Source organism: Bacillus sp. FSL K6-0268 (genome assembly GCF_038005425.1).
GTDB lineage: Bacteria > Bacillota > Bacilli > Bacillales > Bacillaceae_G > Bacillus_A > Bacillus_A thuringiensis_S.
In genome coordinates this window covers 2,418,971-2,433,726 of record NZ_JBBOTF010000001.1, presented here as the reverse complement: position 1 = coordinate 2,433,726, position 14,756 = coordinate 2,418,971, and the positions used below count along the sequence as shown (strand labels likewise).

The following is a 14,756-nucleotide window of genomic DNA, read 5'->3' as shown; positions in this document are numbered from 1 at the left end:
ATGATGTATTCTTTACTGTCGTATATCTGAATTGAATGTTGCAAGTAGCACTTCAAGGCATATAATCTATCGTTGAAAGATCATTCGGCAGAGGAGCGGTAGTTGGTGAAAGAAGTTTAGGATATCCAGATGCAGGTGCACATGCGCTTGGGGTTATCTTTACGGAAATTTTAGGTAGTTTGAAATAGAAATTAAAAGATCCCTTCTACCTTAAGGTGGAGGGGGTTTCTTAATATTGTTTTTTGATATATATTGCTAAATATGTTCCAATAATTCATTCTATTGTATTGAGAATAATGTCATCTACATCAAAAAAACGGCTTATAAAAGGAACTAGTATTTGAAGGAGTTCCACCTCAAACATACTCCTATGCATATAGGTATGTTTGAGGTGGATTTATTAACGAATTTTATATATAGCATGAATGAAAATGGGATAAATAAAACAATGTTTCCTATTATGTTTTTAAGAATTAATTGAGCAGGTCCTTGTAAAAATAAAGAAAAGACACCAAAAGGTGCCTTCTGCCGACTTAAATTATTTTAATATTATCGTTCTAAGTTTAAAAGCTATAGGGATTTTTTCTGTGGGATTTGTAAGTAGTTTTTACGAAATTATGAGTGTTTTTTATTTTGTAATTCAATAAGTTCATCTGGTAGCATTTTTGTATAATATTCTTTTTCTGTTAGTTCAAATATAAATAATGCTTTTTTCCAGTTATAAATAACATCTTCTACATTATGTTGTTTAATTTTTAATAACAACTGACCTTTTAAATAGAATAGTTCACCTAATAGGTATAACGTATTTAGATTAATTGCTAATTTGATGCCCTTATCAATGTATTTTATTGCCTCTTCATGTTGATATGTGAAGTCCAAAGATTTTGCTAAATTTAACATGATTTTCAACTTAATTTCTTTATCTCTAGGAAAATCTAACTTATTAAAATTACTTAAACATCTTTTTAATATATTAATACTTTTTTCATATTCTTTATTTTCCGCATAAAATATAGCCATTGTTTGCATAATATCTATTTCTCTTTCTGATAAAAAATCAGAATTAGTTAAAGTCAGTTTTAATGCATTATTTAAAAAATCTAAAGCAGTTTTTAATGATTTATCCACTATAAATATAGCAATTGCTTCATGCCATATTAGAAATTGTTTCTCTTCTTTTGTTTGAAAATTATTTAAGTTTTTCTCTTTTTTCACTATTTCATAAAGTTCTTTATATTGTTTTTGCTTTAAGCAATCTTTTATTACGTATTTTACATTTTCTACATATTTTAATCTTTTATTTTGAGTTAGTGCAAATATATTATTTGGATCAATACCAAGTCTTTCTGATAATTGATATAGCAATATACTAGATGGATAAATCATACCTTTTTCAATCTTGCTAATTTGACTTTGTGAACATATTCCATGACATAATTCGGATTGTGATATATTTTTTTTGATTCTAAGTTCTTTAATGGTAATACCCAAATCGTTAAATTCCATTCTTCCACCTACTATTTAGCACTTTCACTTTATTAATATAAGAATATTCCCTAACCTTAATGTAATGTAAAATTAATATAGTTGCAATTATTGTTTTAAAGGAATAAGATGCTGAGACTTTTATATGTACAAAAAAGATACCTTAAGGTATCCTCGCAATTGATATATGAGACTATAGTTTTCCAATCAGAAAAAATTTTGGATCAGCCCATAAATGATATATCGTGATATTTAGTTTACTTAGTATGGATTTTTACAAACCTTCCTAATCCCTCTATTTTCCATTTGATAAAATAAAATCCTAATATTACCAATAATTAAATAAATATTTCTACATATTCAATATATTTACATAAATTACAAAAGTGGTACATTTAAGTTGTAAGTTATAAAAACTATTAAAGGGGGATTTATTATGTTCAAGAAATTAGTAGTAGGGCTATTGGCAACAGGTATTGCATTAACAGGAGGAATTGGGGCAGCTTCAGCTGATACGCAAAAAGCTGTGAGCTCTCCGAAACAAGCAACATGCTCAATTCCTTATGAGTATTCTAACGGTAAGTTCAAAAGAACTCTTTATTACTCAAATGGAGTATATGCTAATAGTTTTAATGAAAATGTTTGTGGCGGGACGATTACGTGGTATTTAAAACATGTTCAAAATGGAGTTGCTTTTTACGAAGGTAATTTAAAATAGTAGATTTTTTGAACCTCATTTATTGAGGTTCTTTTATTTTTAGTTTTTAAACTGATTTTCTATAAAAAAGACACCCTAAGGTGCCTTCTTGCGATTTGATCCATCGTAATATGGTATTGGATGCCAATCCAATTATTATTTTACCACATTAAATAGTTGCGGTTATTGAGAAACAATAAAACTCTTTATTTGAATGAAAAAAGCCCTAGGGGGACTAGGACTTTTTTCTAGAATGAATATGATTTAAAAAAGGACTTATATAACGTAACATATGAATGTTTCGTAAATGTATCAAAAAAGTGAACAAAAGCGTTAATTTTAATAAAAAAAGCTCCGCGATAAAAGCTGCGGAGCTTCATAAGGTCGAGTTATGTCGTACTCACAAGGGATTTTAACATGAATGTTGTGGTGAAAATACTGGTAAATTTATCCCATAAAACTCCCGCTGATTAGAGTTTCACTTCATTCGAAGGAATTTATGTTTTATAAATTAGATTATAATAGTTGATATTCTCCATATTGACCAGAAAAGAACTAAAAATTCTAGTGAAATTCCAAGTGTTCGTTTCCTAGTTTTTTGAAATTCTTTTATTAAATAGCCAACAGCACTAATTGCTATAAGAATGAAAAGAATAAGTTCGAGTGTAACTGGCATTTTATCTACCCCTAATACATTAATTTGTTATATAGAGATTATAAGATATTTTTACGGCTAGTAGTGAAAAATTTAATAAAACTATCTCTAATGGAGTTTTGTTTGAACTTCTAAAAGTATTTGTGAAAACCATTGTACGTAAAATTTCTGCGTATGTTTTTAGGAAACAAATTTTAGAAAAAGATAACAAAAACCCCGCTCCTCGTCGCCGTTGTAAGCAAAAGGGTGGGTTTTGTAAAAAATAAATGAGTCCTAATGGATATAATGTACAAAAGAAAAGACATCCAAAGTTGCTTTACTCCGACTTGATAACAACATTTTATGTATTAAAGGTCATCAAAAAATGTTGTATTTGAAAAACGTGACGTTTCATCGATATATCTTAAACCGAATATAATTATATATTGAATATAAAATTTAAAAGTTGGTGGGAATAATAAAATGCATAAAATCCTTATTAAAAAAGAAGCCCTAGGATTAGGGGGCTAGAGCTTCCTATGTTGGTATATCTCGCACAACATTATAAAAAGAAAAGAACTTAATGAAGATAACAGAGAAATGTTTCGTAGATTTATCAAAAAAGTGAACAAAATAGTTATTTTAAAAAGAAGAGCAACTAGCAAAAATTAGATACTGATGTATAAGAAAGGAATAGATTAATAATTTAATATAAAAAATACAAAATATGCAATATTGCATATTTTGTATTTCATATTACATTGAACCCAATCATGCCTTGAATGGAGAGGGTTTAAAAGAAATATAGTAATCTAAATTGCTTACCAATCAATATGGTAAATTATAGATAAATAAAGAAATTTATGTTAATGTACTTATGGCGATATATTGTTATAAAAAGGGAGAGGTGAAAAATTTATATGTTTAAAAAAGGCGTATCATTGCTATTAATTCTCATTTTATCTATTTCTACATTTAGTATGGTAACTCACGCTGCTAGTAATTCAGAATATGTGAATCAATCATTCTATGGGTATAAGGAGCCATCTTTTAATTCAGCTAAAACAAATGGCGGATCAGAGTATGGTGCTCAAAATGTAGGAGTCGTAGAAAAAAGAGATAATGGCTGGTGGAAGATTGAAACATGGGAAGGTCCAGTTTGGATTAACTTGAATGGGGAAGAACGTGTCATGGGAGATTTCTATGCATATGATGAACCTTCTTTCTCATCAAAGGTTGCGAATGCTGGAGCGAAGTATGGGCGACAAACATTTAGAATAGTAGATGGAACAACAGATGGTTGGCTAAAATTTAAGACGTGGGAAGGCGACAAGTGGATGAATCCTACGTCTGAACAAATTACTGTCAACAAAACGATTTATGCGTATAATGAGCCGTCATTTAATGCAACAAAAGCAAATTATGGAGCACCATATAACCCACAAAATTGGGGAGTAGTAGAAAAAAAAGAAAATGGCTGGATGAAGGTAGGTACTTATGAAGGTTATAAGTGGATTAATCCAGATGGAGAAGAAAGATTTATAAACAAATCATTCTATGCGTATAACGAAGCTTCATTTAATGCAGCTAAAGCAAACGCTGGAGCATTATATAATCCACAGAATTTTAGAGTTGTAGATGGAACACCTAGTGGATGGTTAAAGGTTAAAACATGGGAAGGCGAGAAATGGCTGAATCTAGATGGAGAAGAAAGATTCATAAATCAATCATTCTATGCTTATAACGAGCCTTCATTTAGTTCAGGCAAAGCAAACGCCGGAGCATTATATAGTCCGCAGAATTTTAGAGTAATAGATGGGACAACTAGTGGATGGTTAAAGATTAAAACATGGGAAGGCGACAAGTGGGTTAATTTAAGTGCGGAAGATACAGGTATAGAATTCTACGTGGAAGCTACTGCATACAGCGTAGAAGGTAGTCCACCACATGAAAGAATTACAGCGTTTGGAATAGATATAGGAAAAAATCCTAACATTAAGTTAATTGCAGTTGATCCTAAAGTTATTAAACTAGGAACAAAGGTTCATGTTGAAGGATACGGTGATGCAATTGCTGGAGATACAGGTGGGGCTATTAAAGGCAATAAAATTGATGTTCTGTTTCCTACAGAAAAGCAAGCACGTGAATGGGGACGTAAAAAAGTGAAGATTAAAATAATGAAATAGGATATATCCATTCTTTGCTTCGAAAATTATATATTAGACAAAATAAAAGGGAGGATATTTTTATGTTTAAGAAAAGTATAGGAATCTTATTATTTTTTATTCTATCTATCTCGACATTTGGTATGGTAACTCACGCTGCTAATAGTTCAGAATACGTGAATCAATCATTCTATGGGTATAAAGAACCATCTTTTAATTCAGCTAAAACAAATGGTGGGTCAGAGTATGGTGCTCAAAATGTAGGAGTCGTGGAAAAAAGAGATAATGGCTGGTGGAAGATTGAAACATGGGAAGGTCCAGTTTGGATTAACTTAAATGGGGAAGAACGTGTTATGGGAGATTTCTATGCATATGATGAACCTTCTTTCTCATCAAAGGTTGCGAATGCTGGAGCGAAGTACGGGCGACAAACATTTAGAATAGTAGATGGAACAACAGATGGTTGGCTAAAATTTAAGACGTGGGAAGGCGAAAAATGGCTGAATCCTACGGCTGAACAAATTACTGTCAACAAAACGATTTATGCATATAATGAGCCTTCATTTAATGCAAAGAAAGCAAATTATGGAGCACCATTTAACCCACAAAACTGGGGAGTAGTAGAAAAAAAAGAAAATGGTTGGATGAAGGTAGGTACTTATGAAGGTTATAAGTGGATTAATCCAGATGGAGAAGAAAGATTTATAAACAAATCATTCTATGCATATAATGAAGCTTCATTTAATGCAGCAAAAGCAAATGCTGGGGCATTATATAGTCCACAGAATTTTAGAGTTGTGGATGGGACACCTAGTGGATGGTTAAAGATTAAAACATGGGAAGGCGAGAAATGGCTGAATCTAGATGGAGAAGAAAGATTCATAAATCAATCATTCTATGCGTATAACGAGCCTTCATTTAGTTCAGGCAAAGCAAATGCCGGAGCATTATATAGTCCGCAGAATTTTAGAGTAATAGATGGGACACCTAGTGGATGGTTAAAGATTAAAACATGGGAAGGCGACAAGTGGATGAATCTAAGCCAAACAGATTCTGGTTCTTCTGGAGTAATTGATTTAGCTTTAAAACAACTTGGAAAGCCGTATGTTGAAGCTGGGACAGGACCAAATGGATTTGATTGTAGTGGCTTTATTTATTACGTATTTAAAAATAATGGATATAACATTGTGAGAACAAGTGTTGCAGGATACTGGGGCATGGTTACTAAAATAAATGACCCTCAGCCAGGAGATTTAGTATTCTTACAGAATACATATAAAGCTGGTCCTTCTCATTTAGGAATATATTTAGGAAATGGTGAATATATTCATGCTGCTGACGAAACAACAGGTGTAATTAAAAGTAAGATAAATAGTCCATACACTCAAAAGCATTTCTTGGGGTATGCTAGATTTTCAAAATAATTAAATTGGATTCAATAAAAGACAGTTATCTACGGATAGCTGTCTTTTTATTATTTGTGTTGGTTTGACTACTTATATATTCAAAAGAAAAACAACATAATATTAATACGGAAAAATATATTAATATGAATTTTTGCATATTTTAAAATTCAATATATCCATCAAAAACTTTTAATTGTATAATATATTTTGTCATATTTTTAGATTTTTCGACATAAACCAACAAAAATAGAGAATGTATTGGGAGAAGACATTATGTATACAAAACTATTAAAATCAATTACATCATTATCACTTATTGGTGGTGCGTTGTTATATACAAATGGTAGCGATGTAAAAGCTGCTGAAGTGGGTGTTTTTTCTGATGTGCCGACATCACATTGGTCATATCCTGCGATTAAAGATTTAGCGAGTAAAAATATTATTTCAGGTTATGGAAATGGGATATTTGGTTTTGGAGATGTTGCGACAAGGGAGCAAGTTGCGGCTTTAATTTATCGAGTGTTAGTACCGAATAAACAAGGTGGTTCGTTTAGTAATGATGGAACTCGTTACGTATTAAAGGATGGATCTACGATTAAAAATCCTTACGGTGATATTAATCAAAGTTCTACAATGTTCCCAGAAGAGGTATTAACTTTAACGAATTTAGGAGTTTTTAAAGGTGATGAAAACGGCCAGTTTAGACCGAAAGCTTCTGTGAGTCGTGCGGAAATGGCACAAATTCTTACAAATGCTTTCCATCTTGCGGCTAAACAAAAACATACATTTAAGGATGTTCCAAATCCATTTTGGGCAGAAAATGCAATTAGTGCGGTGCAGTCAAATGGAATCGCAGATGGCACAGGGAACGGGAATTTTGAACCGTATGGCACAGTAACACGTGAACAGTATGCGCAGTTTTTATATAAAACTTTGAAATATAAAAATGCCGATGTGAAAGATACAGGAGATGCGGCATTATTAACAGCGTTTAAAGAGGAAGTACAAAAGCGTATTAATACGTATGAAACGACTATTACACTTCCATATAAAACGAAAAATAATAATACAGACGAAGTGATGAATACACTTTTTAACGCATATAAAGAAGTTGCAAGTAAAAATGAGTATACAAATTATAATAGATCGAATGTTTCATATGGACTTTCTGGATCACCTGGAAATTATACATTTACGCTTAAGATTACATATCGTGAAACGAAAGAACAGACGGAATATGTCATGAAACAAGCGAAAGCAATCGTTTCTTCTATTACTCAAGTTGGAATGGATGATCACGAAAAAGTGAAGGCGATTCATGATTACGTAGTAAAACATGTTTCTTATGATACGTCTTATAAAGCTTACACAGCATATGAGGCACTTGTAAATCGTTCTGCGGTTTGCCAAGGTTACGCACTATTAACTTATCAATTGTTAAAAGAAGCAGGAATTGAAAATCATTTCGTGACAGGAACTGGGGACGGACAACCTCATGCTTGGAATTTAGTGAAAATCGAAAACAAATGGTATCACCTTGATACAACATTCGATGATCCGGTGCCAGATGAGCAGGGCCGCGTAACGTATTCGTATTTTAACTTATCAGATGAGCAAATAACAAGAAATCATGAGTGGAACCGCGGAGATTACCCGCAAGCTACAACAAACTATTATAGTACACTGACAAATAAAATTGCGGCAGGTAGTAAGAAAACGCCTGCATATCAGCAAATATTAAAAGATACAAAGTTAAACTATTTAGGAAATGAATATATTGCAAATAACTATACCGAATTAAAAAATAAAATGCAGCAGCGTTATAGTGCAAAACCAGAGAAAATTGAAGTGCTGTACAAGCAATCAATGAATGGTGCACTGCAAGATGTGAAAAAGGTAATTGGCGAAATCGATTATCCGCAAGGGGCAAACCGAGTTTCTTATAAAGCGGAGCCTTACAATGCGAAAGAAGGGTATTCTTTAGTGACGATTACGTTTACGTATTAAGAATGAGAAAAAGCATCTGTTTCAGATGCTTTTTTTTATTATATTGATTCGACAAAATATGACAGTTGAAAGCGAATTGGTCTGTTATGATAATTTTTTAAATTTTACATTTTGGAGGATTAATCATGAACAAAAAGAAGATTTCCGCTGCGTTAATAGGAATTGTAGCCTTATTTATAATTATTAATGTAGTTGTTATGAAAGAGAAAACGACATCAACCAGTGAAAAAATGTACTCTGAGAAAGAATATAATAAATTAGTAGATGAACATTTTGAAGAAACGCAAAAGTTGAAAAGTGATATGAGTGTGTTAGAAACTGAAAAAAAATCTCTTGATGAGCAAGTGAAGAAGTTAAAAGATGAGTTAGCGAAAAAAGAGCAACAAGTAGCGCAGCAGCCGGTTCAACAAGAACAACCAAAGCAAGAACCACAACAACCAGCACCAGCGCAACAGCCGGAAAAGAAAGAAGAGCCAAAACCGGAACAACCTACTGGAGCATTCGAAAACCCTATGAAAAGCATAAACAAAACAGATGCAATGAATAAAGTAAAAGAAAAGGCGAAGCAAGACTTCCAAGATGACTATATGACACAAAACTTTGTTGCGGAGGAACAATCAAAAGCATTTGATTTCTTAAACAGTATTGAAATTAAATCACAAGAAGAATTAAATGTAATGAAGAATGCATTGAAAGATTTTTCTAACGACTTTATGACCGCGAAGTTTGTTTATGAAGAGCAAATGAAGGCGAAGAATAAGCAAGGGTAAAACAAAAACGCTATCTTTTAAAAAGGTAGCGTTTTTGTTTTGGGTTATAAAGTTATTCCTACATTTGACATATACAGTCTGACTGTATAAAATTTAACTATACAGTTCAACTATATAGTTTGGCTATATAGTTATCGTTAGATTGGAGGTCTTTATGAATAGAGATAAAAATTTACCATTAACGGAAACAACGTATTACGTTCTTTTAGCTTTATTAGAGCCAGCTCATGGATATTTAATTATGCAAAAGGTGGAGGAACTGAGTAATCATCAAGTAAAAATCGCAGCGGGTACATTGTATGGTGCGGTTGAAAATTTATTAAAACAAGGGTTAATAGAATCGGTAAAAAGTGAAGATAAACGAAGAAAAGTGTATGTCATTACGGAACGAGGGAAAGAAGTATTACACTTAGACTTTATGAGAATGCAGCACATTATTGCGGTTACAAAAAGTTTATTACACGTATAGTTAGGGGGAAACGATGATGTGGAGATTGAAATTCTTTTTAGACTTTGAGAAAGAGGAAAAATGGTTAGAGGAGATGGCTTGGAAAGGCTATCAACTAGAAAGCAATACATTTGGTTATACATTTAGATATACAGAACCGGAAGATGCGACGATTAAAATAGACCATAGAGTATTTAGTAGAAAAAGTGATTTTATTAATTACTGCACATTATTTGAAGATAGTGGCTGGGAGCATATAGCTGGTAATAGGTGGTCAGGTACGCAATATTTTAAAAAGGTAGATGAAGAAAGTGAAGATGACATTTTTTCAGATCCAATGTCACGAGCAGGGAAGTATAAGCGTCTATCTAAAACATTTTTAGAATTAGCGATCTGTTATTTGCCGATATTATTTTTATTTATGTATAGTAATACAATGAATTTAGGAGCCTTTGTAAATCCGAAAGAACTATACTTGACGCCAGGATTATGGGATAAGCAAGGTGTATCATTTCTATGGTCATTGTTATTTGAAACGCCATTTGCATTAATGAGAGGACTTTTTTTGACATTTATCCCCGTTGTGACATGTATGTATTTCGTTTGCTCGTATAAAGCAAATCGATTGTATGAAGAGAGAAGATGATAGGATGGGGTCTCTTAAAGCTGATGCTTTGAGGGGATTTTTTGAATTTTAAAATGCAACATCTGGGTTATATTGTAAAATATTTACTTTATAAACATTTGAATGTGATATAATTTTAATAATAATATTACTTAGGAGGATGATCATCATTCATACACTTTTAGGTATTATTGGGGTAATTGTTTTACTAGCTTTTGTTATCCATCCCCGGCGTCCCAGACAAGCGTGTCCCTCTAAAAAATAAACTCGCAGTAATCCTTCCATTGATTGTTATAGCCGGTTTCATTTCCTTTTATATATGATTAAAATAAGAACTTATCAAGTAGAAGTATATATATTTTTCTACCAATGTGTAGTTCCACTAGGAGGTTGCTTATAATGAGATTTCATAAATACACAGTAATGCTTATGTTTCTAGCCATCGGCTCAAGCAATGACTTTTAGGTGTCATCACTGCTATTGTCCTCTTGTTAATCGCTGCATGGACCATACAGACGACCAACATAAATAAATTATTGTATTTCTCAATAAAAAAAAATAACTTAACATAGTAAAATAATAGTTGGATAGGAGTCTAATACATATTATTAAAATTAAAGTGGTTCAAGTCGGAGGAAGGCACCTTAGGGTGTCTTTTCTTTATTTTGCTAATGAATAGCTTGTCCTCTTCTATATAACTCTTTAAAATATAAAATGTGCCATCTTTGCCCTTCCCTTATGAAGGGAGGGACAGGAATGAAAAAACGTAAAAAAAGGCGACCAAAAAGACAGAATCCCAGTCTTTCGTAAGTAATCTAGCATCGTGGACGACAGTACTGAGAAATATTCATTACTTCTTCACGCAAAGCCAGTTTGTAAAACATATAATTCAATTCATCAAAGAACAAATTGGAATGTAAAAAAGTGCTGCTATGATTAGCAACACTCAACTCAAAAACTAAAGTAGATCGAACACTGAGCTGAAAGTACTGACCATACTTTCTTCGCACAAGACCAAAGTGATTTAGAAGCGGCAAAGATGTCAGTGTTCTATCTTCTACTAAGATTATATTTTATTTTGTCCATAATAGACCTATATATACGTTAATAAAAAAGAAATACCCCAGCGACCAACCGGGGTATTTCATGACCGATAGGAATGAAAAAACTTGGCGACCAAACCTAGCTTTTGTGTTATTCCCATAAAATTTAAAAACTAAGCAACATCTTGTTGCACTTTTATTTTATCATTATCTTTCTCTTATTGGAATACATTAGATTATTTTTTAGATAAGAGTCCAATACATATTATTAAAATTAAAGAGGTTCAAGTCGGAGGAATGAACTTTAGGGTGTCTTTTTTTTCTAAAAGAGAGTTTTGCTTTCAAGAAGATACATTTTCAATGGATTACTGCCATGAGTATATAGATAAAGTCCATCAAGACATGTATGTTCATGAATATGTAAAATTACATAAAATTTCAGAGAAAAAGAGAGTATACTTTCATATTGTGTAATAAAGATAAAGCCCGCCTACGGAAATAGGTGGGCTTTTTTTACTTATAAAGAAAAGACAACCTGTAAGGTGTCTTCCTTCGATTTGAAACATTTTACTAGGTTAAGTATTTGTGATAATAAACTCTTTTAATTGGAATGAACTGGAGTAGTACATCACTTTATTCTTAAGCATGATTCTCAACAAAAGTGAAGATTTTCATTATCTTTTTAACTACAAAGGGTAATAATTTAGAAGCTAAAAATGCAAGTACGAAAGCAATTCCCCATGTTTTCATCCATGATTTGAGAAATAAAGCTGTATATCCAACATTCATTGAAACCATGACGAAAGAGATAATACTAGATATACCTAAAATCATAAAGATATTAAAAATTATTGGTTCGAATTTTTTATTGATTTTCAAAATTAACACCTATTTTCTATATATGCTTTGCTGCCCAATTTCACCAACATCTAATCTTACAGTTTGAAATCTAGGTTGTCCAGTTTGTTTTACTTTTCTGCAATAGCAATATTATATGGAATAGAGTTTCACCATATTGCTATTAAACTAAAATTTTAAGATTGCACCTAAACGAAATTTATAGTATCGAAGTTCATTTTGGAGGGGGATGTAATACTACATCTTACACTTAAACTGCACATTGCGTATTTTTTATGAAGAAAAGACACTCATATAAAGGTGTCTTTTCCGATAGTTTTTTAGCAGAAGCAAGCAGCTCCAACGATGATTAATAAAATAAACAATACAACTAACAAAGCAAATCCTCCAGCGAAGCCACAGCCACCACAACTACCACCAAAGCCCATAACAGTTCCTCCTTTTAATAGGAAGGGAAAACCAAGGGGTCACTCATGTGTTTTAACGGATTCCATTTACTTTATGCTTTTACGAATGAATGGAGCAGGTCCTTTTCAAAATAGATTTATCTCGCTATTTGCTGGGTAGTAAGACCCCGATTGGTGAGGGCTGATTAAAGTTTCACTTTATTCTTTAAAAGCGAATAAATGAAAAAAATATCCAAAAATACAGATGAAAATCCGCTTTTATACCTTGCACTAAAAGAATACTAACATTATATATTATAAGGAATACTTGTCCTTAATTGTAAATGAAAGGGGGGAATTGGTATGAGTTATGGCTATGGTCACCCTCCAAAAAAATGCTGTGAACATCATAATGAAACTTTATCAACGGGTATATTACGTAGACATTCCGCTACGTTATTTCTTACTGTGGATGCTATGAATGTTGATCCAGATGATACTCGTAGAGTAACTGTTGAAATGTTTGATTGGTCATCTGGTTCTCCGGTATTGTTACCATTAATAGACCCTTCAACACAAACATTGCCACCTAATCAATATGTTACTTTTCGTTCAGCAGCTCTTCCTCCAGCACTGTTTGCTTATGAAGTAAGAATCATTCGTCCGAAAGATAGAGATGTTGTTACGAATGTTTTTGGTCTTAGTGCAATCGTATTTAACCCACAAGAAGGAAATAATGTTTTACAACATGATTTAGCAAAATTAGACCTTAAATAGATCTTATAAAAGTCTATTTATTGGGTATGATTAAACAAAAGAGTAGGATGTAATCCTACTCTTTTTTTAATGTTAACTAGAATTTTAAAAGAAATCCTTCATCATTTTAGTATCTTTAATATTCACTATCACACTTTCTACCTTATCTTTCTTCTCATCTTTGGCAATTGTAATTTGTTCCTTATTATCAACCCAAACAAGAAACTCTTCTTTTTCGTCATCTTTATATGTAACGGTTATAGTAGAATGCACAGATTTTTTCTTTTTTTGATCTAAAGTGATAGTTTTAGGTGTTCCATTTTGAACTGCTGAAACGATAGATTTTATCATTTCTTCATTATCTGTTTGAGATTTGGACGTAGTATGATTTGTTGTTTTCAGTATTTCAATGTCGGTAATATTTGCGGAGTTTAATTGAAAGGTATTTTGTGTATGTTCTTGCTTAACTTGTGAAGCTTTATCTGTAACCGAGGTACTTGTACAACCTATTAAAGTGAAAGATAGAGCGGTTAGAGCGCATATAGATATGATTTTTTTCATATTATCCCTCCTTACGTTCAATTATAACAATTTTCCGTTAATTTAGGAGGTTATTGTAAGTAGAAGATGTTTTAAAGTGGTAAATGATGTTGTTTATTTTCTATTAAAATCAAAATTCACATAACTTTTTTTGAATTTTATGTTTAACATTTCGAAAATAGGTGTACTACATATAATATAACAAATAATTCATTTTAAAGGAGGAAGTTAAAGATGGAAACGAAGTATAGTAAACCTTTTGTATATGAATTTATTACGGAGAAAGAGGTCATGAATGCAGCGAATGATCTAGTGAAGAAAGGAATAGAACAAAAAGATATTTACGTATTAACACACGAGAAAGATAGGACAGATAGAATTGCAGACAATGCAGACGTGAATACAATTGGGATAAAAGAGGAGGGACTTGGGACAAGCATTATTAACGTCTTTCAAAAAACAGGAGATCAGTTAAGAAATAAGATGCAGGAGTTAGGGCTTAATGAGGAAGAAGCGAACTTTTATGAAGAAAAGCTGGATGAAGGGAAAATCTTGTTATTCGTTAAGGATTTAGAAAGAGTCGGTGAATGGTTACAAGAAAGAAGATGCATGTATTCTATTTAAATTTGTATCCTTTAAATCTATAAATCTATTACGAAAAGGAGATGGGAAATATGAGTGAGAGCGGGCTAAAAGAACAAATTACGGGTAAAGTTGAAAAGAAAAAAGGACAAATAAAAGAAGGAATTGGTGAAGTTACAGAAGATAGAGAGTTGAAAAATGAAGGGAAGTGGGAGAAGACGAAGGGAACTATAAAAGAAAAAGTCGGAAAAGTGAAACAAAAGATAAGCGATGAGTTGGATAATAAAGAATAATACATTTTCATCAAGCTTTGGTTACATACCAAAGCTTGATGAATCCAATATAAAAATA

Annotated in this window: 15 protein-coding genes; 11 read left to right on the top strand and 4 right to left on the bottom strand. The window is 32.1% G+C overall.

Going from position 1 to position 14,756, the window contains the following annotated elements:
• Window positions 1-68 precede the first annotated feature (68 nt).
• Window positions 69-188, top strand: coding sequence for a DAK2 domain-containing protein (locus tag MHI28_RS12550; RefSeq protein WP_082180170.1), 120 nt, complete (start codon window positions 69-71; stop codon window positions 186-188).
• A gap of 427 nt (window positions 189-615) precedes the next feature.
• Here MHI28_RS12550 and MHI28_RS12545 read toward each other — a convergent pair whose 3' ends face one another.
• A complete protein-coding gene (locus MHI28_RS12545) occupies window positions 616-1,509 on the bottom strand; it encodes a helix-turn-helix domain-containing protein (protein WP_086413399.1) in 894 nt (297 codons plus the stop codon).
• Between the two features lie 415 nt (window positions 1,510-1,924).
• On the opposite strand from MHI28_RS12545, the gene MHI28_RS12540 reads away from it, so the two are divergent.
• The 7 genes from MHI28_RS12540 to MHI28_RS12510 all read left to right on the top strand — a co-directional run bounded on the left by MHI28_RS12540 (window position 1,925) and on the right by MHI28_RS12510 (window position 10,261).
• The gene (locus MHI28_RS12540) at window positions 1,925-2,206 is read left to right on the top strand and encodes an LCI fold-containing protein (RefSeq protein ID WP_000473837.1); all 282 of its coding nucleotides are present in this window, start codon (window positions 1,925-1,927) and stop codon (window positions 2,204-2,206) included.
• A gap of 1,533 nt (window positions 2,207-3,739) precedes the next feature.
• Complete coding sequence (locus tag MHI28_RS12535) at window positions 3,740-5,005, top strand: 3D domain-containing protein (RefSeq protein ID WP_086413400.1); 1,266 nt, start codon at window positions 3,740-3,742, stop codon at window positions 5,003-5,005.
• 62 nt (window positions 5,006-5,067) lie between these two features.
• Complete coding sequence (locus MHI28_RS12530; protein ID WP_086413401.1) at window positions 5,068-6,408, top strand: C40 family peptidase; 1,341 nt, start codon at window positions 5,068-5,070, stop codon at window positions 6,406-6,408.
• A 255-nt stretch (window positions 6,409-6,663) separates the two neighbouring features.
• Entirely contained in the window at window positions 6,664-8,397 is a 1,734-nt protein-coding gene (locus tag MHI28_RS12525; RefSeq protein ID WP_081143649.1) for an S-layer homology domain-containing protein, read from the top strand.
• Between the two features lie 125 nt (window positions 8,398-8,522).
• On the top strand, window positions 8,523-9,167 hold the full coding sequence (locus MHI28_RS12520) for a hypothetical protein (protein ID WP_086413403.1): 645 nt from the start codon (window positions 8,523-8,525) through the stop codon (window positions 9,165-9,167).
• 154 nt (window positions 9,168-9,321) lie between these two features.
• A complete protein-coding gene (locus MHI28_RS12515) occupies window positions 9,322-9,636 on the top strand; it encodes a PadR family transcriptional regulator (protein WP_001078063.1) in 315 nt (104 codons plus the stop codon).
• Window positions 9,637-9,649: 13 nt separating this feature from the next.
• Window positions 9,650-10,261: a DUF2812 domain-containing protein gene (locus MHI28_RS12510; protein WP_002162900.1), complete on the top strand. Its 612-nt coding sequence runs from the start codon at window positions 9,650-9,652 to the stop codon at window positions 10,259-10,261.
• Between the two features lie 1,661 nt (window positions 10,262-11,922).
• On the opposite strand, the gene MHI28_RS12505 is transcribed toward MHI28_RS12510, so the two are convergent.
• On the bottom strand, window positions 11,923-12,162 hold the full coding sequence (locus tag MHI28_RS12505) for a DUF2798 domain-containing protein (RefSeq protein WP_000700211.1): 240 nt from the start codon (window positions 12,160-12,162) through the stop codon (window positions 11,923-11,925).
• Between the two features lie 299 nt (window positions 12,163-12,461).
• Window positions 12,462-12,569 (bottom strand): YjcZ family sporulation protein, encoded by a 108-nt coding sequence (locus MHI28_RS12500; protein ID WP_000505670.1) that lies wholly within the window; start codon window positions 12,567-12,569, stop codon window positions 12,462-12,464.
• Window positions 12,570-12,890: 321 nt separating this feature from the next.
• On the opposite strand from MHI28_RS12500, the gene MHI28_RS12495 reads away from it, so the two are divergent.
• Window positions 12,891-13,304, top strand: coding sequence for a hypothetical protein (locus MHI28_RS12495; protein WP_016097858.1), 414 nt, complete (start codon window positions 12,891-12,893; stop codon window positions 13,302-13,304).
• Window positions 13,305-13,388: 84 nt separating this feature from the next.
• Here the strand turns inward: MHI28_RS12495 and MHI28_RS12490 are convergent, their stop codons facing one another.
• Window positions 13,389-13,844, bottom strand: coding sequence for a hypothetical protein (locus tag MHI28_RS12490; RefSeq protein WP_000720865.1), 456 nt, complete (start codon window positions 13,842-13,844; stop codon window positions 13,389-13,391).
• Window positions 13,845-14,057: 213 nt separating this feature from the next.
• On the opposite strand from MHI28_RS12490, the gene MHI28_RS12485 reads away from it, so the two are divergent.
• Window positions 14,058-14,447, top strand: a complete 390-nt coding sequence (locus MHI28_RS12485; RefSeq protein ID WP_000448818.1) for a general stress protein — start codon at window positions 14,058-14,060, stop codon at window positions 14,445-14,447.
• Window positions 14,448-14,497: 50 nt separating this feature from the next.
• Window positions 14,498-14,698 (top strand): CsbD family protein, encoded by a 201-nt coding sequence (locus MHI28_RS12480; RefSeq protein WP_000004259.1) that lies wholly within the window; start codon window positions 14,498-14,500, stop codon window positions 14,696-14,698.
• The last annotated feature ends 58 nt before the right edge of the window (window positions 14,699-14,756 follow it).